Source organism: Frankia sp. AiPa1 (genome assembly GCF_023243075.1).
GTDB lineage: Bacteria > Actinomycetota > Actinomycetes > Frankiales > Frankiaceae > Frankia.
This window is the reverse complement of sequence record NZ_JALKFZ020000146.1, coordinates 1-20059: the sequence shown is the minus strand read 5'-3', so window position 1 is coordinate 20059 and position 20059 is coordinate 1. Positions and strand designations below refer to the sequence as shown.

Sequence of the window (20059 nt, the reverse complement as noted above, 5' to 3'; positions counted from 1 at the left end):
CCGATCGGCCCGCGCCCGGCCCAGCGCCGCTGCGCTGCCGCTCGGCGCGCATGCCGAGCAGGTCGCGGGATCGTCCGTACTACTCCGAGTGGCGGATCTCACCACCCGGTCGATCTAGATCGCCGGGCTGCGCCGATGGCCCCTCCTCAGTATGGCCGGACACCCGCCGGGTCGGTGTCGCCGTCGACGCCCCCGGCCGGTGGGCGGGCGGATCGACTGACGAGGTCGACACCGGCCAGCACGGGTGAGAGGCCCCCGTGGGCCCGCTCACTGCCGGGCGGCCCGTTCGGGCCCCGCCAACCGGCGTCCCCCCCGCCCGTTCGGGCGACGGTCCGCGTCGTCGTCGCCGCACGTCCGCCCGCCCCACGTCCGCCCGCCGCACGTCCGCCCGCCGCACGTCCGCCCGCATCGGTACTCGGGCGCCGCCCGACCAGCCGTCCAAGCAGCAGCCAGGCTGGCTGGTCGGCAGCCGATCGGGAGCACCGTTCAGGCGGCGCCAGCCATCGGGAGGACCAGCCGGGGGAAGCAGTGGATCAGCCGTGTGGTCAGTGGACCGCCGCCCGGCATGTCCGCCAGCACCCCGGCGAACCGGTGGTCCAAGCGGCCCAGGCGCTGCAGCCCGCGCAGCCGCAGCAAGCCGGGCAGGTGCGCCTCGATGGCCTTCTGGTCCGGACGGGCGGCCCCGCCAAGCCAGGCGTCGAACTGGCCGCCGGTCATGATCTCCCAGACGATGGTGTCCGCGACGGCCCCTGTGCCATCCGTGATCGTCACCAGGTGGGGCACGCGGACCAGGTCCGCAAAGCCACGCAGGTCTGGCCGCATCCCGGAGGTCACGACGTTGTTGGACAGACGCGGATCGACTCCCGCTGCCGGGCGGCGCAACACGTTGCGCAGGTGGGAGGCGAACGCGAGCGCGAGGGCGCTGCGCCCGGGCGGGCTGGTATGGGCATGCAGCACGACCGCGTCCACTCCGGGTGCGCGGACCCGCTCGGCTGCGGCCCGCACGAGCCACGCCGGCTCGACGAGCACGAAGCCGACCTGCGCGCGGCGACGCTCGGCGGTGTGATCCGCACATGCGCTGAAGTCCACGTTCACACGGTCGTCCACGTTCACACGGTCGTCCGCGTTCACACGGCGCTTCGCGTCCGCCGCGTCGCCGTCACCGAGGCCTGGGCCAACCGTGGCGCCGGTGGCCAGAGCGTCGGCCTCGGTGACGGGAGCGGCAGCACCACCGGCCCTGGCGACGACACCGGTGACGGCGGTGGCGGCGCTGGTGGGCCACGTGGCGGTGCTGGCGGAGATGGTCATGGCGGGCGTCTCGAGCGGCCACCGGCAGGTGATCAGCCCGTCCGCTCCGGGCAGCGAGAGCAGCGGGAGATCACCAGAGCTGAAGATCCGTTCCGCGGCGGGAGGGGGCATGCTGTCTCCGGTCCGGGGAGCCGGCAGACACGCGAACGCGACGGCCGACCGCGAGGGCAGGTTCGTTCGGGCAGGGGCGCAGCGGGCCTCGTCGCGCTGCGCGTCCTGGCGGTCCAACGGGCCGGGAGTCGGCTGGACCGGGGGCAGGTCCGACAGGTCGTCGGACAGGTCTGATGAGCTGTCGGTCGGGTCTGGCGAGCTCAGGTCGGGCGTGCACCGGGGTGGCGGGCCGGCCGCACCCGGGCGCACGGCCATGACCGCGTGGGCGCGCGCCGGCTGGGAAAGGACTACCGAGGTCAGCAGGGACATGACGGCGCGGGGCTACTGGAGAAGGTTGTCGAAGTCGCCGTCCTTGGCCCCGAGTATCAGAGCCTCGATCTCGGCTCGGGTATAGACCAGCGCAGGCCCGTTGGGATGCCGGGAGTTTCGCACGGCCACCTCGTCACCAGGCAGTTTCGCCATCTCGACACAATTGCCCTGGGAGTTACTCCGTCGGCTCTTCTGCCAGGTCACGCGCTCGAGCGCAGCTGCCGGCATGCCGCTGTAGATCTTGGTCATGCACTTCTCCCCAAGCCCGAGGTGCCACGCGACGGCAGCCCCTCACCCCACGCAGTCCGCCGCGCCGCACCGCCGCTGCGCCGCGGTGGGCCCTCCTCGGCCGCCCGCTGGGATGCCCCGCACGCCCCACCAAGCCGACCGCGTGTGCGCCTGCACGAACTTCGGCTCACGATACAGCACGGTCAGGTGCACGTGCATCATGCGGGTCGCATGTGCGCACGACGGGCTCACGTGCGATCGTCAGGAAGCATCGCGCCCGTGCACGACACCTCGCATCCGCCCGCCCCTGAACGAATCGGACCGAACCAGAACGAACCTGACCGGCCGCGCGCGGCCCGAGAACAGACGTCCGGGGATACTCCCCCCGAACGGGTCACATCGGACTCCCGTATGGCCCGCCGGGACCAGGGGGCAACCGGCCCGCAGAACCGGCCCGCCAGGCCGCACGCAGCCCACGGACCCCCGACCAGACGTCCGCCCTGCCCGTGCCGACCCCCGGCCAGACGCGCACCGGCAGACGACGCATCGCGGCGGCCGTCACGCCGAACCGGCGTCGAATCGCCCACGAAATCCGTATGGTGAGTAATCCCGCAGGGGCCGGCGCTCTTCACACCGACGCAAGGAGAGTGAGCCCTACCGGGCAGTCATCGCACTCCGGGGGAAACGTATCCAGGCGGCCGGGGGGAGTCCCCTTTTGGGCCGCGCACAGCACAATCGGGGGCCACGGGAGACAAAGATATTTTGCCACGCGGGCCGGTAATCCGGGTGATCCGCCGCGTCGGGTGTGCGGCCACAGTTACCCAACGGCAACCCGCTCGTCGCGCCACGAAGTGCGGCCTCGCACCATGCACTCACACGTCGGACGCATCCCCGACCCACGACCTGGATCGCATGGGCCGCCACCGCGAGGCCATCGAACCATTCCGTGGACGGCGAACCAGGTGGAGCCGGACGCGCCGGACGACCGTGCTCCGCACCGGCGACGCGCCATCGGCCCGCTCGGACTTACCCAAGTGTGCCGGCGAGCGCCCCCCTCGACCGCTCCATCAGGTGCAATCAGACGACGGGCGTGAGCACGAGCGGCACGGCGTCGACCCCGCCCGGACCAGACGGGACGACGGGCGAGACGGGACGGCCGGGGCAGGCCAGACGGGCGGAACAGGGCGGGCGGGTGGTGGGGCGACACCGGGCCGCGGGCCGGCTCGCCGGTACCGCCCGATGGTTCTTCCCGACCGGGTGCGACTCTTCCCGACAGGTCGAACCAAGCCTCGACGGGGCGAAGTCAGGAGCAATGGGGCATATGGCGCGGCACGACGGTCGCGAGGCGAAGCGATGACCCTGCGCGGAAGGCGCGGAAGGTATCGGGCAGTGACAGCAGCGGGGGGGCAGCGGACAACGCGGGATGGCACCCGCGGGCCCGGGAGTGAGGCACGTGACGCTTCAGCCGGATCCCTGCGCCGCACGGAAACAGAACGGATGTCTCACATCACTGCGCGCCACGGCGGGGGTCGCCGGACCCGCCTCGACAGGTCGTCCGGCCCGAGAGACGGGCAGCCATCTCACATACTCTCTGTGAGCGAGTATACAAATAACACCCACTGCGCTAAACAAGCGACAGTCGATCCGACATCAGAACCAGAGACGTAACCAGATCAAGAAGATCAGATGTCATACTCTTGCGTTGACCGATGGCGAGGGGGCCGACCGTGACGACAGCTCAGCCGGGAAGTGGGCCGACCGTGCGTCGGATCCTGCTCGGCTCCCAGCTCCGTCGACTTCGTGAGGAGAAGGGCATCAGCCGGGAGACAGCCGGCTACCATATCCGGGCGTCGGAGTCGAAGATCAGCCGGATGGAGCTCGGTCGGGTCAGCTTCAAAGAACGAGACGTCGCCGACCTCCTGACCTTCTATCAGGTCACGGAGGATGCGGATCGGGCACCTTTGCTGACCCTCGTCCGGGAGGCGAACTCCGCCGGCTGGTGGCAGAACTTCAATGACGTTCTGCCGAACTGGTTCCAGCCGTACGTCGGGCTCGAGGAGTCGGCCCAGCTAATCCGGACGTACGAGGTGCAGTTCATTCCCGGCCTCCTCCAGACCGAGGACTACGCCCGCGCCATCATCACCAACGGTGGCAACGGACTACTGACCGAGACCGTCGAGCGGCGTGTCAGCGTCCGGATGAACCGGCAAAAGCTGCTTTATCGCGCATCTCCCCCACGCCTGTGGATGGTGGTCGATGAGGCGGCGCTGCACCGGCCGATCGGTGGCCCGAAGGTCATGCGTGGTCAGATCGAGCACCTCATCGAGCTTGGCGAGCTGCCGAACCTCACGCTGCAGGTCATGCCGTTCTCCTTCGGCGGTCACGCGGCCGAGGGCGGCGCCTTCACCATCCTGCGTTTTCCGGAGATGGACCTACCTGACGTCGTCTACCTCGAACAGCTCACCAGCTCGTCCTACCTCGACAAGCGCGAGGAGGTCGACCGGTATATGGAGGTCTACAACCGGCTCAGCGTCGACAGCACGACGCCGGCCGAGACCCCTGACCTGCTGCGGCAGATCGTCTCCACCCTGTAGGTCAGCTACCGCCCGTAGGCCGGCTGCCGGACGGCTGCGCGGGCCAGGCGGGTTCGAGGGCCGGCCAGGTGAGTTCGAGGCTCAGGCGCCGGTCATCCAGCTCCACCACGGTCCCCAGGCGGACGGCGGGCGATCCCGCGTCCCCCGTGGCTTCCCCGCCGGCCATGGCGCCGCGGACCGTCTCCGGCAGCGCCAGCCCGTCGGGCCAGGGCATGGTGACGTAGATGCTGCCTCCGGCCGGCAACCACATCACCGTGACGATCGCCCGCCCGCGGCCGGCGACGGCAAGCACCTCGCCGACCCGGTCGGCCAGCGCCGCCCGCCCCGGCGCCGGGGCGGTGCGCAGATCCCCGGATCGCTGGATCTCGACGCTGATCCCAGCGCTCTCGGCGTCGGCCAGGACCGGATCGAGATCGGCCAGAGCCGAGGACGGCCCACCTCCCGTCAGCATCCGCCGGATTGCCGCGGCCCGGGCGGCGCTCGCACCGCGCACCGCGGGAGCGCCGGGGTCAAGCCGTCCGTCGGCGACCTCGGCGAGCAGCGGCAGCACATCCCGTTGGACGGCGCGCAGCCAGGAAAGCCGCTCCCGACGGATCATGGCCGACGAGTCAATGTTCGCGGCGAGCTCCGCCTCCGCGGCCAGCACGTGCGCGGTGTGCATGGCGGTCCGGCGCAGCAGCGGGCCCAGCATCGCGGTGATGATCTGCACGGCGCAACAACCATAGATCAACGACCCGAGCCGGGCGATCACCAGCGGACTGTGCGCGTCGCGGATCAGGACCAGGCCCGTGACCAGCGCGACCGCGCCGCCGAGCGCACCGATCCACTCCCTGGCCGGACGGGACGCGGTGACGAACGCGAGCAGCAGGGGCAGGACCACCCAGGGCCAGTTGGCGATGCGGACGATGTCGGCACCCCTGGTGTTGGCGGCGGAACACACCGCGGATCCCCCAGCGATCGCCAGCATCAGCAGCGCCTCACCCCCGGACAGCGGCCGACGGCGCACCAGCATCCGGGCCACGACGATCACCACTGCCAGCGCTCCCCACAGCACACCCCCCACGGCCGGCTCCCGCACCCAGTGCAGCGTGGCCACCAGCGGAGCGACCATGAGCAGCAGCCAAGCGCCGGCGACGTTCCCAACCGCACGACGAAGTCCCGCCGTGTACGCCGACCGCAGATCGGCGGCGATCGCCGCGACGTCCCGCCGATCGGGCACGAACCCGCCGCGCGCACGCCCCGCGGGTGGCTCCCCGCGGGGCGTGGCAACGATGCGCGGGGTGCGCCACCGCAGTTCCACCGTCGTGCCACAGCCGGGCGTCGAGGTGATCCCGACGGTGCCGGCGACGTCCTCGAGCCGGCCGGTGATCGACCGGCGCAGTCCCAGTCGGGCCGGGTCCACCAGACTCGGTTCGAATCCCCGTCCGATGTCGCGGACCCGGACGGTCACCTCGTCCGGTCCGCCGTCGATGCTCACCCACGCGTACCGGGACCCGGAGTGCCGCTCGACGTTCGCCAGCGCCTCCCCGACCGCCCCCGCAAACGCCGAGACCACCACCCCCGGCGGTCCCGGCGGCCCGCTCTCCAGGCGGCTGGTGAGGTCGACCACGAGCCCACGGCCCGTCGCCTCGGCGACGACCTCGGCGATCCGCTCGTCGAGTGCCGGACCGGTGTCGGGCCCCGGGTCGAGCAGGTCCCGCACGGCGACGAGACTCTGGGCGCAGCGGCGCCGAGCGAGCGCCACGTCCCGCCCGCCACCCCAGGCCAGGCCGGTCAACGTGTTGAGCACCGTGTCGTGGATGACCCGTTCCCGCTCGCGCCGGTCGCGGGCGACGGCAAGCACGACGGCCTCACCCCGGTGCCGCGCCACGACGTTCGCCCAGCGCCGGTCGGCGGTCCGGGCGATGTGCCGCAGACGTCCGATGGACATCCCCAACAGGCCCGGGGCCATGACCAGCAGCACCGCCTGCGCGACAACCTGCGGATAGCGTCCCCAGCCGCCCACGAACGCGCCGGCCGCGAGCAGCAGCACCAACGCGGCGGCGGGCCGGCGCGGAAACGCCCACACCGCGGCGACGGACGCGTTGACGACCGCGAGGAACACGAAGTTCCCGCTGTCCCCGACCGACTCGCTGGGCAGCACAAGACGCGCGGCGACACTAAGCGGTAACGCAAGCGCGACGCTCGCGCCCGCGAGCCCGCGACCCACCCCGCGCCGCGCCCCCAGCAGGCAGAACACCAGGTGCCACAGCACGGTGGCCCCCAGAACCGCCGCCGCCACCGGATGATCGAGATACCAGTCCCAGACGATCAGGTAGAACACCGTGAGCGCCAGCGCCACGGCCCGCAGCGCAACCAGCACGCTGGCCATGACCCGGTCCAGCGCGCGATGGGCCCGCCCGACCTCCGCGGCCGCCCGACCAAGCTCCAGCGCCGCCGCACCGAACGCCGTCCCGCTCGGCACGCCCGGGCCACTCCCGGCCCCCGCGCCACCGGACCCGGCCCTGCTCGCGGCCGCACTGTCGAGAGCCCCATCGCCGACGGCCGCGTCACGGACCGTCACGCCACTGGCCGTCACATCGCTGGCCGCCGAGACGTAGCCTTCGGAACCGGCACCGGCAGTTCCATCACCGGCAGCGCCAATCAGCCCGCCGGTGGCCGCGCCGGTCATCGGACCCGGCGGACGGCCCGACCGCCCGACTTCCCCCCGGTGGGACCAGCGCCCCACAGATCTGCAGCCGTCTCTTCACTCTCCGCCGCGGTGGTCCCGGGGATTCCACCCGGTGATCTCCTGGCAGGTTACAGCCCGACCTCAGCCGGTGGAGCTCATGGGAACCCGCGCAGGGCTTCCGTCCCACCTCAGTGACATGATCCGCTGTGCGGTGGGGCCGCGGACGACGCGGGTCGCCGCGCGGCGGTTCGGCATGCGCCCGCGGTGCCCTAGGCTGGAGGGCGTGAGGAAGGACCGACCGTGAATGCTCCGCCGTCCGGTTCCCCACCCAGTAGCTCCGTCTCGACGACGGCGGCAGGTACGCCCTGCGCCGGCGGACAGGACTCCGGCGGACAGGATTCCGCCCGGCAGGACTCCGGCCGGCAGGACTCCGGCCGGCAGGACTCCGGCCGGCCGGACCGCCGCGGCAGGCCGGGCGGTAGTGGACGTGCTGACCGGGACCGACACGCAGACCAGGCCGGACGAGCGGACCGCGACGGTCGGACGAACCGACGCGGGCGTGCCGGCCGAGGCGCGGGGCCCGGCAGCGCTGGAAACGCCGACCGTGGGAATGCCCGGGACCAGAATCAGGACAGCGCGGTCGTCCTCCCCGTGCAGGTGCAGGTGGAGGAGCTGACGGCGCGGCTGGCGGAGTTGGCGCCGCGGGACGCCCATCGGCTGGGCCGACGTGTGGCGCAGGGGCAACGGACGCGCGAGCCGGCGGCGCGCCAGCGTGCGCTGGCCGCGGTCGCCGCCGACGTGGAAAGGGCATCGGCCCACGTGCAGCGGCGCAGGGCCCGCCTGCCGCAGATCACCTATCCCGAGGCGCTGCCGGTGACGCAGCGCAGGGACGAGATCCTCGCTGCGATCCGTGACCACCAGGTGGTCATCGTGGCCGGGGAGACCGGCTCGGGAAAGACCACCCAGCTGCCCAAGATCTGCCTGGAGCTGGGCCGCGGCGTGCGCGCGATGATCGGGCACACCCAGCCGCGACGGATCGCCGCGCGCACCGTGGCCGACCGCATCGCCGAGGAACTCGGAACCCCGGCGCCGGCGTCCGGCGGTGGGGTCGTCGGCTATCAGACCCGGTTCACCGACCAGGTTCACGAGGACACTCTCGTCAAACTGATGACGGACGGCATCCTGCTCGCCGAGATCTCCTCGGACCGCGCCCTGCGCCGCTACGACACGCTCATCATCGACGAGGCGCACGAGCGCAGCCTCAACATCGACTTCATCCTTGGCTATCTACGCTCGCTGCTGCCCCGCCGCCCGGACCTGAAGGTCATCATCACCTCGGCGACGATCGAGACGGCCCGGTTCTCCGCCCACTTCGGCGGCGCCCCGGTCATCGAGGTCTCCGGGCGTACCTACCCGGTCGAGGTCCGCTACCGGCCGCTGCTCCCCGACTCCGACACCAGCGACGACGACCCCGAGGATCCCGAGGATCCCGACGGCACGGAGCTGGACGCACGACGCTCGGACGGACGACGCTCGGACAGACAGCGCTCAGACGGACAGCGCTCGGACAGACAGCCAGCCGAGCGCCGAGGCGGGAACGGTCGGGACGCCGAGGATCGGGATCAGACCCAGGCGATCAGCGACGCGGTGGACGAGCTGTGCGCCGAGGGCCCGGGCGACATCCTGGTGTTCCTCTCCGGGGAGCGGGAGATCCGGGACACCGCCGAGGCGCTGGCCCGGCAGAACCGTCCGCTCACCGAGATCGTGCCGTTGTACGCGCGGCTGTCCGCCGGCGAGCAGCACCGGGTGTTCGAGCCGCACACCGGGCGGCGGGTGGTGCTGGCGACCAACGTCGCGGAGACCTCGCTGACGGTACCCGGCATCCGGTACGTCATCGATCCGGGAACCGCGCGGATCTCCCGGTACAGCGCGCGGACGAAGGTGCAGCGCCTGCCGATCGAGCCGGTGTCACAGGCATCGGCCAACCAGCGCAAGGGTCGCTGCGGACGGACCGCGGACGGCATCTGCGTCCGGTTGTACAGCGAGGCGGACTTCGAGGCCCGCCCGGAGTACACCGACCCGGAGATCCTGCGGACGAACCTGGCCTCGGTGCTGCTGCGCATGGCCGATCTCGGCCTCGGCGATATGGCCACGTTCGGTTTCCTCGACCCTCCGGACCCGCGTCAGGTCAATGACGGCGAGCTGCTGCTCACCGAGCTCGGCGCCTTCGCCGTCCCCACGGGCGAAGCCGACCGCGCGGAGGCCGGCGAGACAGCCGAGGCATCGGCGCGGCGATTGACGGCGGTGGGTCGGCGCCTGGCGCAGATCCCGGTGGATCCGCGGCTGGCGCGGATGGTGCTGGCCGGGGACGAGCAGGGCTGCCTGCGCGAGGTGCTGGTGATCACGTCGGCGCTGGCCATCCAGGATCCGCGGGAGCGTCCGGCGGAGCATCAGCAGGCCGCCGACGAGCGGCACGCCCGCTTCGCCGACCCCACCTCGGACTTTCTCGCCTATCTGAACCTGTGGCGCTATCTTCGGAACGCGCGCGGCGAACGCTCGGCGAACCAGTTCCGGCGGATGTGCCGCACCGAGTTCCTGAACTACCTGCGGGTGCGCGAGTGGCAGGACGTCCACGGCCAGCTGGCCGCCGTCGCCCGAGGGTTGAAGCTGAACCTCGGCGATCCGGACGGCCCGGCGGCGGACCCGGGCGACGTGCATCGGGCGCTGCTCACCGGTCTGCTCTCGCACATCGGACGGTACGACCCGGAGCGTCGCGAGTACGCCGGTGCCCGCGGCGGACGGTTCACTCTCTGGCCGGGCTCGGCCCTGTCCCGCCGGGGCGCCCGGGCCGCCGCCGAGGCCGCGGCGGCCGCCGAAGCCGCCGAAGCGGCGCATGCGGCCCGACGCGCGGATGAACCGGAGGATGCGGCGCAGGTGCGGCAGCCAGCCCAGCAGCAGCAGCGGCCGTCCGGGCCGCCAGCGTGGGTGATGGCGGCGGAGCTGGTCGAGACGTCCAGGCTGTGGGGGCGGACGGCGGCGCGCATCGACCCGGACTGGGTGGAGCCGCTGGCCGGGCATCTGGTGCGCCGCACCTACAGCGAACCGCGCTGGTCACGGCGCCAGGGAGCGGTGCTCGCCGACGAGCGGGTGACGCTCTACGGGGTGCCGATCGTCGCCGGCCGGCCGGTGCGGTACAGCCAGATCGACCCGGAGCTGTGCCGGGAGATGTTCCTGCGCCGCGCGCTGGTCGAGGGCGACTGGCAGACCCGGCACGAGTTCTTCGCGCACAACCAGCGCATGCTCGCCGACGTCGAGGAGCTCGAGCATCGGGCCCGCCGGCGCGACATCGTCGTCGACGACGAGGCACTGTTCGCCTTCTACGCCGAGCGAATACCCGCCGACGTCGTCTCCGTGCGCCATTTCGACGCCTGGTGGCGCCGGGCACGCACGGACAACCCGCGCCTGCTCGATTTCACCCGCTCGCTGCTCGTGTCCTCGAATGCCAGCGCCATCACCGAGGACGCCTACCCAGACGCCTGGCAGTCCGGCGAGCTCGCCCTACCGCTGAGCTACCAGTTCGAGCCGGGAACGGCGGCCGATGGAGTGACCGTGCACATTCCGATCGCCGTGCTCAACCAGGTCGACGCCGAACCGTTCGCCTGGCAGGTGCCGGGGCTGCGCGAGGAACTGGTGACGGCCCTGATCCGGGCCCTACCGAAGGTGGTGCGGCGTAGTTTCGTCCCGGCGCCGAACTACGCGCGGGCGGTGCTCGAACACGTCTCGCCCGCCAGTGGGACGCCGCTGCTCGTCGCGGTCGAGCACGAGCTGCGCCGGATGGGCGGCCCGGAGATCCCCCGTGACGCCTGGACGCTGTCGGCCGTCCCCGACCATCTACGCATCACGTTTCGCGTCGAGGGCACCCGCGGGGAGATCCTGGCGGAAGGCAAGGACCTCGACGCGATCAAGGATCGGCTGCGCCCCCGGACTCGGGCCGCGGTGGCCGCGGCGGCCGACGGCATCGAGCGCCGTGGCCTGCGGTCCTGGGACGGCATCGGCACCCTGCCCAAGGTGGTGGAGCTGCGCCGCGGCGGCCACGTGGTGCGCGGCTTCCCCGCCCTGGTGGACGAGGGCGACTCGGTCGCCGTGCGGGCCACCGACACCGAGTCGGCGCAGCGCACCGCCATGTGGTCCGGTACCCGGCGGCTGGTCCTGCTCGGGGTTGCGTCTCCGATCCGCGGGCTCAACGGCCGGCTGTCGAACGCGGCGAAACTCGCGCTCTCGCACAATCCGCATCGCGACGCGGCCGACCTGCTCGACGACTGCGTCCGCGCCGCCTGCGACCAGCTGATCGCCGCCGCCGGCGGTCCCGTCTGGGATGAGGCCGGGTTCACCACACTGCTGGCCGCCGTGCGCGCCGAGCTCCCGCAGGCGTCCTTCGCGGTGGTCCGGGAGGTGCAGGAGGTGCTCGGCCTCGCGCATACCGTCAGCGGTGCGCTACGTGACGTGCGGGCCGCGGTGCTCGCGCCGTCCGTCGCCGACGCCCGCGCCCAGCTCGACGCCCTGATCTACCGCGGTTTCGTCACGGACACCGGTGCTGAGCGCCTGCCTGACCTCGCCCGCTACCTGACCGCCATCCAGCGCCGCCTGGAGCGCCTCCCGCGCGACCCGAACCGCGATCGGCTCAACACCGCGGCGGTGGGCCGGGCCACCGAGGCGTACCAGGAGCTGCTCGCCACCCTCCCCGCCGGCCGCGAACCAGGCGAGGAGATCCGCCGGGTCCGCTGGATGATCGAGGAACTGCGGGTGAGCCTGTTCGCCCAGAACCTGCGCACCCCCTACCCCGTCTCCGAGGAACGCGTCTACCGCGCCATCGACGCTCTGCTCAGCTAGACCGGCCCCTGTTCGGCTGGCGGGCCCAGCTCGTCAACCCGCGGCCCCGCCGCGAGACGGCACGAAGGGCGACAAACCTGACTGCGGTGCGTGCGGATGGCACACTGATCTGGTGACAATCGGGGGCAGCGCGGGCGGCGCCACCAGCGCAGGGAGTGCCGGCGGAAGGACCAAAAGCGACGGCGAGGCGTGGGATTTCTTCGTCTCTTACACCCAGGCGGATCGGCGCTGGGCGGAATGGATCGCCTGGGTCCTCGAGGAGGCCGAGTACCGGGTTCTCGTCCAGGCGTGGGACTTCACGCCCGGGTCGAACTGGGTCGTCGGTATGAACAACGGCGTCCGCCAATCCGCCCGCACCATCGCGGTGCTTTCCAACGCCTACGCCCGCTCCGTGTACGGCCAGGCGGAATGGCAGAGCGCCTGGTCCGCCGATCCAACCGGTGCGCTGCGCACCCTCCTGGTCTTCCGCATCGAGGACTGCCTTCGCCCGGGCCTGCTCGGCCAGGTCGTCTCCATCGACCTGTTCGGCATCCCCGAACCCGATGCCCGCACGGCACTGGTCAGCGCCGCCCGTCTGGCTGTCAGCGGAGCCCGCGCCAAACCCCTCACCCCACCGCCGTTCCCCTCAGGCCGAGCCGCCGGCAGTCCGAGGCGCACCGCGGCGAACCCTCCGGAGGTCGGCACCGCCGACCGGCATCCTTCCTTCCCGCCAGCAGCCGCCGATCCCGACCCGCACGAGCGGTACGACCCCCGCCGCTGAAACCGGTCCGAGCTGAAACCGGTCCGACCGGACCTTCCGGGCAGTGGGCCCCGTTGACCCACGACCAGGTTGACGACGACCGGACGTCAGCGGACGTCAGCGGAGGCGTTCAGGGTCTGGGGGGCGGAGAAGTCCCAGAGGGCGCCGATGCCCCACCAGGGCCAGATGTGGCCGCCGTTCCAGAGGATGTGACTGATCGTCGATCCGGGGGCGAAGTGCATGGCCTCGGTCTCGCCGTCGGGCAGGGACATCTTCAGGTAGTCGGACCAGCCGCCGCGCCACGGCACGGTCGTGTCCGCAGTGCCGTGGATGTGCACCAGGTTGACCCGCACCCGGGGGCAGGACACCAGCGCCTGCCCGCCGACCATGCCGACGGCGGCGACGAGGCCAGGGGCCTGGCAGGCGACGCGGGCGGCGAGCATCGCGCCGTTGGAGAAGCCCCAGACGTAGATCCGGGAGCGGTCGACCGGCGTGTGTCGGGCCACGTCGGCGACGATCTGGCGGACGTAGGCGACGTCGTCGGTGGTCGCTTCCCCGCAGCATCCGCCGGCGTTCCACGCCTCGTCCACACCCACGCCGTAGGCGACCGCGAAGCCGTGCGCATCGGCGAAGGAGTCGGCGCCGGAGACCTGGCGCAGTTCCTCAGCGGTGTTCAGGAACCCGTGCAGCATGATCACCAGCGGGCGGGCGCTGCCGCGGTACTGCGGGGTGGCCCGGACGTTGGTGTGCAGCTCATAGGTCCGCCCGGAGGCCAGCCGGTGCACCGGGTCCGGCTCGTGCGCGGCCTTCGGATCCGTCCGGCTCGGCTCCAGCGCCGGTACCTGGGCCGACGACGTTCCCCTGGCGCGGGACGCACTGGACGGCCTCCCGGTGGACGTCCCCCCGGCGGGGGTGGACGCACGAGTGGCCGACGGGCTCGTGGGGGTGGATCGCGCCGCGGTGGAGGGGGTGCGCACTGCCGGGGACGCGCCGGAGGCACCGGCGCCGACCGGCGGGGCTGCGACGGCGGACGGCGCGCCGGCGACGAGCGGCGCGGGGGTGACGAGCGCCGAGCTGGTCGACGCGGACGAGGTCGTCGGCAGGGCCGCCACGACGACTCCGGCGAGGCAGGCGACGACCGCGACGGCCAACGCCACAACCTGGGTGAGGCGACCTCGCCGCGAGGGCCATCTCCACGTCCCACCCCAGCCGCGGCCGCGCACCCACCCCCGCACGGACACTGGCCTCTCAACTCCTCGTCTCCGCCCGGTCAGAGCGGCTTATCGTAGCCCGCTTAGCCTCAAGAACTCCTATACGGGCTACAACAGCACACTGACGGACGATTCAGACGGCCTGCACCCACAAGGCCCCCGGCCGAGCGGGCCTGACCGTGCCGCCCACGCGCCTTCCACGGGCGCGGGCACACCCGTTACGGGACGGCCCATCCGGACATCGCCCCGATCGGATCAACCAGGGCCAGAACCCGAGGAGCGCATCACGACCTGACTGACGAGGCCCGGCTCCTCCCGGCACAGCCCAGCCCGGCCCGACAAGCCCAGCCCGGCCCGACGAGCCCAGCCCGGCCCGACGAGCCCAGCTCAGCCCGGCTCGGCCCGGCCCGGCTCGCATCTCAGGTGGCTTCCGCGATGACCACCACCGCACTGAGCGGCAGAATGATCACATAAGATGATCAAGCGGGGTGATGGTCGTGCCAGCGGCGGCCGTGCACAGGTGCAGCGTGGCCTCCCGTCCGGTGCGCGCCGCGTAGGCGGGGCGGAACGCCGAGACGAAGGCGTCGGCCCAGGCCCGGTCGACGAGCGCGAGGGCACAGCCGGCAAAGCCACCGCCGGTCATCCGGGCGCCGAAACAGCCAGGGGACGCACAAGCGACCTCGACGGCCGCATCCAGCTCGGGGCCGGACACCTCGAACTCGTCGCGGATACCACGGTGCCCCTCGTTCAGCAGCCGTCCGGCCGTGGCCGGGTCGTTGCCGACCAGGGCGGTGACGACCGCATCGACCCGGGCGTTCTCCGCGATGACGAACCGAGCCCGGCGCAGCGCCACCTCGTCCATTCGCCGCTCGGCATCCGGTGGCAAGGCCGTCACATCCCGGAGCACCCGGACGCCCAGCGCCTTCGCCGCCCGCGCGCACTCCGCTCGCCGCTGGGCATAGGCGCTGGTCACGAGTTCGCGGCGAGTGCCCGTGTCGAGCACGACGACGGCGATTCCGGTTGGCAGCGGTACGGGAGTGAGACTCAGCGTCCGGCAGTCGATCCGCAGGGCGTGCCCGGCGATCCCGCCACCGCACGCGAGCTGATCGAGCAGTCCGGTCGCCGCGCCGACCCACTCGTTCTCCGCCCACTGCCCCATCCGGGCCAGGTCCACCGCCGGCAGCGTCACCCCGGCCAGGGCCATGCCCGCCACCGCCACCGCCAGTTCCAGGGCAGCGGACGACGACAGCCCCGCCCCCACCGGGATGTCGCTGGCCAGCGCCCCATGCCACGGCACCGGGTCGACGCCGGCCACGGCAAGCGCGACGGCAACCCCCTCCACGTACCGCGCCCACCCCCCGGCCCGCGCGGAGGGTGGAGTGCCCGGCCCGCGTGGGGGAAGCCGGATGGCCACGGGCGCCGCGTCCTGCTCGGACACCAACCGCAGCCACCCCCCGCCGTTCGGACCATGCGGCACGTCCGGCCGCAGGGCGATACACAGGTCACGGTCGAGGGCCAGCGGCAGGCAGAGGCCCTCCGAATAGTCGACGTGTTCGCCGATGAGGTTCACCCGGCCCGGGGAGCGGACCAGGTGCGTTGGCGAGTGACCGTAGGTGTTGACGAACGCCCGTACCGCCCGCCGCGCGGCGGAAGGCGGCAGGTCGCGGGACGTCACGGCCGGGGCACTGGACCAGAGGCGAGCGAGTCGGCCGCGAGCGGGCCGGAGCCCAACGGATCGGAGCCCATCGGATCGGAGCCGAACGGGCCAGTCGCCCGCGGACCCGGTGTCGGGGTCGGGGTCGGGGTCGGGCCGGCCAGGGCAGTGGCCTGCGCCATGGTGATGCCCGAGGGCGGCAGGGTGACGGCGCTGTCCCAGGACGTCGACATGACCGTACGCAGACGGTCGGCGGCATCCTCGGGAGTCATGTCCCGCTGAAGCTCGGCGAACATCTCGTAGCCGACGACATGCTTGCGGATCGTCGGCGAGCGCAGCAACGGCGGGTAGAAGTGCGCGTGCAGCTGCCACACCTCCTCCGCACGCCCCAGCCCTCGCCCCGCGGATGTGGACGGGTGCGGGCCGGGGGCGCCATGCCATCCCATCGAGAAGGGGAACGGGTAGGCGAACAGCGCGTCGTAGCCGGTGAGCAGGCGGCCAAGGACGTGCGCGAGGCCGCTGCGCTGGGCGTCGTCCAGGTCGGCGAGGCGGGTGACGGGACGGCGCGGCAACAGGAGAGTCTCGAACGGCCACATCGCCCAGTAGGGAACGATGACCAGCCAGTCCTCCTCGTCGAGGACGATCCGCTCGTCGGCGGCCGTCTCGGCGCGGATGTAGTCAAGCAGCAGGGACCGGCCCGAACGGGCGAAGTGCTCGCGCTGATGGGCGTCCTCGGTGGCTGCCTCGTCAGGCAAGGCGTCGCAGGCCCAGACCTGGCCATGTGGATGCGGGTTCGAGGCACCCATCGCCGTCCCACGGTTCTCGAAGATCTGCACCCAGCGCCACCGACGGGACAGCTCGGCGTCCTGCGCCGCCCAGGTGTCCACGATGGCACGCACCTCCGCGTGGGACATGTCGACCAAGCCCCGGCCATGGTCCGGCCCGAAGCAGATGACCCGGCAGGTCCCGTGCGCCGACGCGCTGCGCAGCAGCCCCGAGCGGCCACCGCCGGACTGCCTGTCTCCGGCGGCGGCCTGCCTGTCGCCGGCGGCGGCCGGCATGCGACAGCCCGCCGCTCGCTGCTGAGCTTGCGTGACATGGCCAGGCTCGGCGGAACTCCCGTTCTCGACGACGTGGTCGGCCCAGACAGTGCCGTCGGCCTCGGCGATGCGATCTGGTTCGGCGATGCGATCTGGTTCGGCGATGCGATCTGGTTCGGCGATGCGATCGGGTTCGGGCTGCAGGGCCGGGAAGTCGTTGGTGAAGACGTACGTGCCGCGGTAGACAGGATTGTGGACGCCGCCGGCGCGTCGGTTACCCGGGCACAGATCACAGTTCGGGTCGTGGGCGGCGGGCGACGATGGGGCGGACGGCTCCTGGCCGCCGTGCCAGGGGCGGCGCACGCGTCCCGGCGAGACCAGGACCCAGCGGCCGGTGAGCGGGTTGAACCGCCGATGCGTGGTGTCGTCCATCGCTTGGACAGCCTGCCACGGCGGTCGCATGTGGGCGTCCCCGTGCGGGCCACCCGGAGGTCCGGCGGCGAAGGTCCACACCCCGCCGCGCCCGCTTCCGGTTACCAGAAGCATGGTAGCGATGACCGTAGAGTCAGCTGACGGCCGGCGACAGGGCCCGTTGCGACCACTCGCGGATGCCATGACCCCGGTCCGGGATCCGGGGAGCGTCGTCGTGACTGGCCCGGCGAGGGCTCTGCAACACGAATCACAGTGGGGCCGGGCACCCGCCACCCTCGGCTGCACCCCCCGACCGGGGGTGCGGCCGATCCGGGACATGGCCCGACGCGACGATGCCGGCCCGAGGGAACGCTCCCCCGGGGCGCCGGGCATGGCAGGTCGCACACGAGGGGTGGCGGAATGGACCGACGCACGGTGCTCCACTCGGCGGCGGCCGCGGTAGCGGTAGCGGGCGTGGCATCGGCCTGCGAGCCCCTCGGCTCCCGTTCCGACTCGGCGTCCACGTCAGCCGGCAGGAGGTCGGCGGCAGGCGAGAACGCGTCCCCACCGGACGATGCGGCGACCACGGCCGCCCCCGGCAACGCGACGGACACTGACACCGAGAACGAAACCGACACCGACACCGCTGGATCACCGCTCGTGGTGCGGTCCGGAGCCGGCCCATACGGGCCCCTCGGCGCCGTCGATGCCAACGGGGTGGCCCTGCCCGCGGGCTTCACCAGCCGCGTCCTCGCCCATGCGCGCTTCCTGGTCGGGACGACGGACTATGTCTGGCCGGAGGCCCCGGCCGGTGGCGGCTGCCTACCCGGCGCGTCTGGCGGCTGGACGTACATCGCCACTTCGGCGCAGTTCCTGCGCGGCGGGGTCTCGGTGATCCGGATGCGCGCTGACGGGTCGATCGCGTCGGCCGGGCGGATCCTCAAGGGAACCACCGCCGTCCATACCGGCGGGGCAACCCCATGGGGCACCTGGCTGGCCGGTGAGAGCGGCCTGTTCCTCGGCCAGGTGCGCGAGACCTACCCGGACGGGTCACGAGCAGCGGCCGCCCGCCCGGCGCTGGGCCGCTTCTCCCACGCCTCCGCGTCCTACGACGCCGACCACGGGGTGATCTACCTGGCCGAGGATCACGCGGACGGTGGCCTGTACCGGTTTCGCCCCGACCGGGCCGGCGATCTGGCCGCCGGCCGGCTCGAGATCCTCGCCGCGGACGCCGATGCCGGGACAGACCGGGTGCGGTGGGCGGCGGTGACCGATCCCGACGGTTTCCCCCGCTCGACCCGCCGTCAGGTCCGCGACGCCCGGCGGTTCGCGAGCGCCGCCGACTGCCGTTACCTCGACGGCACCTGCTACGTCAGCACCAGCGACGACGACCGGATCTGGGCTGTCCGCCTCTCTGCCGGTGCGGGTGGCGGACCGTTCGACCCCGCGGCGATCAGCAGCCAGGCGGTACGCGGCGAGACGGTCGGTGCCGGTCCGGCGGACGGCGGTCGGCTGGACGGCGGTCGGGTGGAGCTGCTGTTCAGCGCGGCGCAGACGGCCGCCGGGCAGCCGGCGGCCTCCGGGCTCGGCCAGCTCGCGGTCGCGGGCTCGGGAGAACTGTTCGTCGCCGCCCGCCGCCCGAGCGCCACGCTGCTGGTCATCAGCGCTGCGGGTGAGGTCGCGCCGTTCCTTCGGCTGCCCGAGCACCGCCATTCGGAGATCACCGGGCCGGCCTTCAGCCCAGACGGAACCCGGCTCTATTTCTCCTCCCGCCGCGGTTCCACCGGACGCGACCGAGCCGGCGTCACCTTCGAGGTCACCGGCCCGTTCAAAACCATATCCTGAAGTCAGGTTCAGGTATTTACACTGGGCGGCATGCTTCCGACCGACCTGCTGACCGTTGGCGAACTGTCCCGTCGCAGCGGATTCGCGCCGTCGGCGCTGCGCTTCTACGAGCGCCAGGGCCTCCTCTCCGCCTCGCGCACCAGCGGTGGCCAGCGCCGCTACGAACGGCACGTGCTGCGCCGGCTCGCGTTCATTCGCGCCGCCACCGCCATGGGCCTCAGCCTGGACGAGGTCGCCGCGGCGCTCGCATCCCTGCCCGAGGCCAGAACCCCGACCGCAGCGGACTGGACGGCGATCTCGCGACGGTGGCGGTCACGCCTCGACGAGGAGATCGCGGCGCTGATCGCCCTGCGCGACGGGCTGGATGCCTGCATCGGCTGCGGCTGTCTGTCCCTGCGTCGCTGCCGGATCTCCAACCCGAATGACCGCATCAGCGCCCTTGGCTCTGGCGCCCGCGCGTTCCCGGCCCCCCTGCGCCGCTCCGGTCATGGTCGTCACGGCGGCCACCGCCCCCCTTCCCCCGACGACCTCTCCGACAGCTCCCTCGTCCGCTCCCCCGACAGCTTCTCTGGCGGCCATGTCGATGAAGGGCACAAGGACGTCATCGACGAACCGTGTGCCTATCCGGCCGACACGCCGGGCGACGCGCCGGGCGACGCGCCGTTCGGCAAACGGGTCATCGACAAGGTGGACGATGTAGCCACGATGGACGGTGGCGAGCATGGCCCGTGCGGGCCACCGTTCGCGTGTGGCCCGGCCTGAGCTACCTGCCCGGCCGGTCCGGCGCCGGGCGAAGGTGAACCTGAACGCCCATCTGTACAGCAACGGCCCCGGTCAGATAGGAACAAAGGCGGCGGAACGGCCGTCCTCCGAGGTGTGCGCCCCGCTTCGACCGAAGATCGTTCGACCGAAACGGGATCCGATCGAACAATATCCAAACAACACATCCACCTGACCTGCGCACACGGGCTTGAGGTGCCTCTTTTCTTCCGGACAGTGCCCCCTACTAGAATAGGGGGCATCACGGAAGGAGGATTAGTTGACGCGT

General features: G+C 72.2%; 11 protein-coding genes. 5 read left to right on the top strand and 6 right to left on the bottom strand.

Annotation, left to right across the window (positions count from 1 at the left end):
• Window positions 1–486: 486 nt before the first annotated feature.
• Both MXD95_RS16735 and MXD95_RS16730 read right to left on the bottom strand, forming a co-directional pair.
• Entirely contained in the window at window positions 487–1728 is a 1242-nt protein-coding gene (locus MXD95_RS16735) for a hypothetical protein (protein WP_250641574.1), read from the bottom strand.
• A gap of 12 nt (window positions 1729–1740) precedes the next feature.
• A complete protein-coding gene (locus tag MXD95_RS16730) occupies window positions 1741–1977 on the bottom strand; it encodes a DUF397 domain-containing protein (protein WP_250641573.1) in 237 nt (78 codons plus the stop codon).
• Window positions 1978–3683: 1706 nt separating this feature from the next.
• Here MXD95_RS16730 and MXD95_RS16725 point away from each other — a divergent pair.
• A complete protein-coding gene (locus tag MXD95_RS16725; RefSeq protein WP_250641572.1) occupies window positions 3684–4550 on the top strand; it encodes a Sco1979 family transcriptional regulator in 867 nt (288 codons plus the stop codon).
• Window position 4551: 1 nt separating this feature from the next.
• On the opposite strand, the gene MXD95_RS16720 is transcribed toward MXD95_RS16725, so the two are convergent.
• Window positions 4552–7221 (bottom strand): ATP-binding protein, encoded by a 2670-nt coding sequence (locus tag MXD95_RS16720; protein WP_250641571.1) that lies wholly within the window; start codon window positions 7219–7221, stop codon window positions 4552–4554.
• Between the two features lie 651 nt (window positions 7222–7872).
• Between MXD95_RS16720 and hrpA the strand changes: the two genes are divergently transcribed.
• Together hrpA and MXD95_RS16710 are read left to right on the top strand one after the other, a co-directional pair.
• Window positions 7873–12111, top strand: a complete 4239-nt coding sequence (hrpA, locus tag MXD95_RS16715) for an ATP-dependent RNA helicase HrpA (protein WP_250641570.1) — start codon at window positions 7873–7875, stop codon at window positions 12109–12111.
• A gap of 112 nt (window positions 12112–12223) precedes the next feature.
• The gene (locus tag MXD95_RS16710; protein WP_250641569.1) at window positions 12224–12871 is read left to right on the top strand and encodes a toll/interleukin-1 receptor domain-containing protein; all 648 of its coding nucleotides are present in this window, start codon (window positions 12224–12226) and stop codon (window positions 12869–12871) included.
• Between the two features lie 86 nt (window positions 12872–12957).
• Here MXD95_RS16710 and MXD95_RS16705 read toward each other — a convergent pair whose 3' ends face one another.
• The 3 genes from MXD95_RS16705 to galT form a co-directional block, all read right to left on the bottom strand.
• Complete coding sequence (locus MXD95_RS16705; protein ID WP_250641580.1) at window positions 12958–14007, bottom strand: CE1 family esterase; 1050 nt, start codon at window positions 14005–14007, stop codon at window positions 12958–12960.
• Window positions 14008–14527: 520 nt separating this feature from the next.
• Window positions 14528–15736 (bottom strand): galactokinase, encoded by a 1209-nt coding sequence (galK, locus tag MXD95_RS16700; protein WP_250641568.1) that lies wholly within the window; start codon window positions 15734–15736, stop codon window positions 14528–14530.
• The gene (gene galT / locus MXD95_RS16695; protein ID WP_250641567.1) at window positions 15733–17187 is read right to left on the bottom strand and encodes a galactose-1-phosphate uridylyltransferase; all 1455 of its coding nucleotides are present in this window, start codon (window positions 17185–17187) and stop codon (window positions 15733–15735) included. The genes galK and galT overlap by 4 nt, the downstream gene beginning before the upstream one ends.
• A gap of 399 nt (window positions 17188–17586) precedes the next feature.
• Here galT and MXD95_RS16690 point away from each other — a divergent pair, with 399 nt between their 5' ends.
• Together MXD95_RS16690 and soxR are read left to right on the top strand one after the other, a co-directional pair.
• Window positions 17587–19011, top strand: coding sequence for an alkaline phosphatase PhoX (locus tag MXD95_RS16690; protein ID WP_250641566.1), 1425 nt, complete (start codon window positions 17587–17589; stop codon window positions 19009–19011).
• A 30-nt stretch (window positions 19012–19041) separates the two neighbouring features.
• Complete coding sequence (gene soxR, locus MXD95_RS29675; protein ID WP_285223658.1) at window positions 19042–19773, top strand: redox-sensitive transcriptional activator SoxR; 732 nt, start codon at window positions 19042–19044, stop codon at window positions 19771–19773.
• Window positions 19774–20059 lie beyond the last annotated feature (286 nt).

Excerpts from the sequence above, each read along its gene's own strand:
- MXD95_RS16735 (WP_250641574.1), bottom strand. The coding sequence starts at position 1,728 with ATGTCCCTGCTGACCTCGGTAGTCCTTTCCCAGCCGGCGCGCGCCCAC.
- MXD95_RS16730 (WP_250641573.1), bottom strand. The coding sequence starts at position 1,977 with ATGACCAAGATCTACAGCGGCATGCCGGCAGCTGCGCTCGAGCGCGTG.
- MXD95_RS16720 (WP_250641571.1), bottom strand. The coding sequence starts at position 7,221 with ATGACCGGCGCGGCCACCGGCGGGCTGATTGGCGCTGCCGGTGATGGA.
- galT (WP_250641567.1), bottom strand. The coding sequence starts at position 17,187 with ATGGACGACACCACGCATCGGCGGTTCAACCCGCTCACCGGCCGCTGG.
- MXD95_RS16690 (WP_250641566.1), top strand. The coding sequence starts at position 17,587 with ATGGACCGACGCACGGTGCTCCACTCGGCGGCGGCCGCGGTAGCGGTA.
- soxR (WP_285223658.1), top strand. The coding sequence starts at position 19,042 with ATGCTTCCGACCGACCTGCTGACCGTTGGCGAACTGTCCCGTCGCAGC.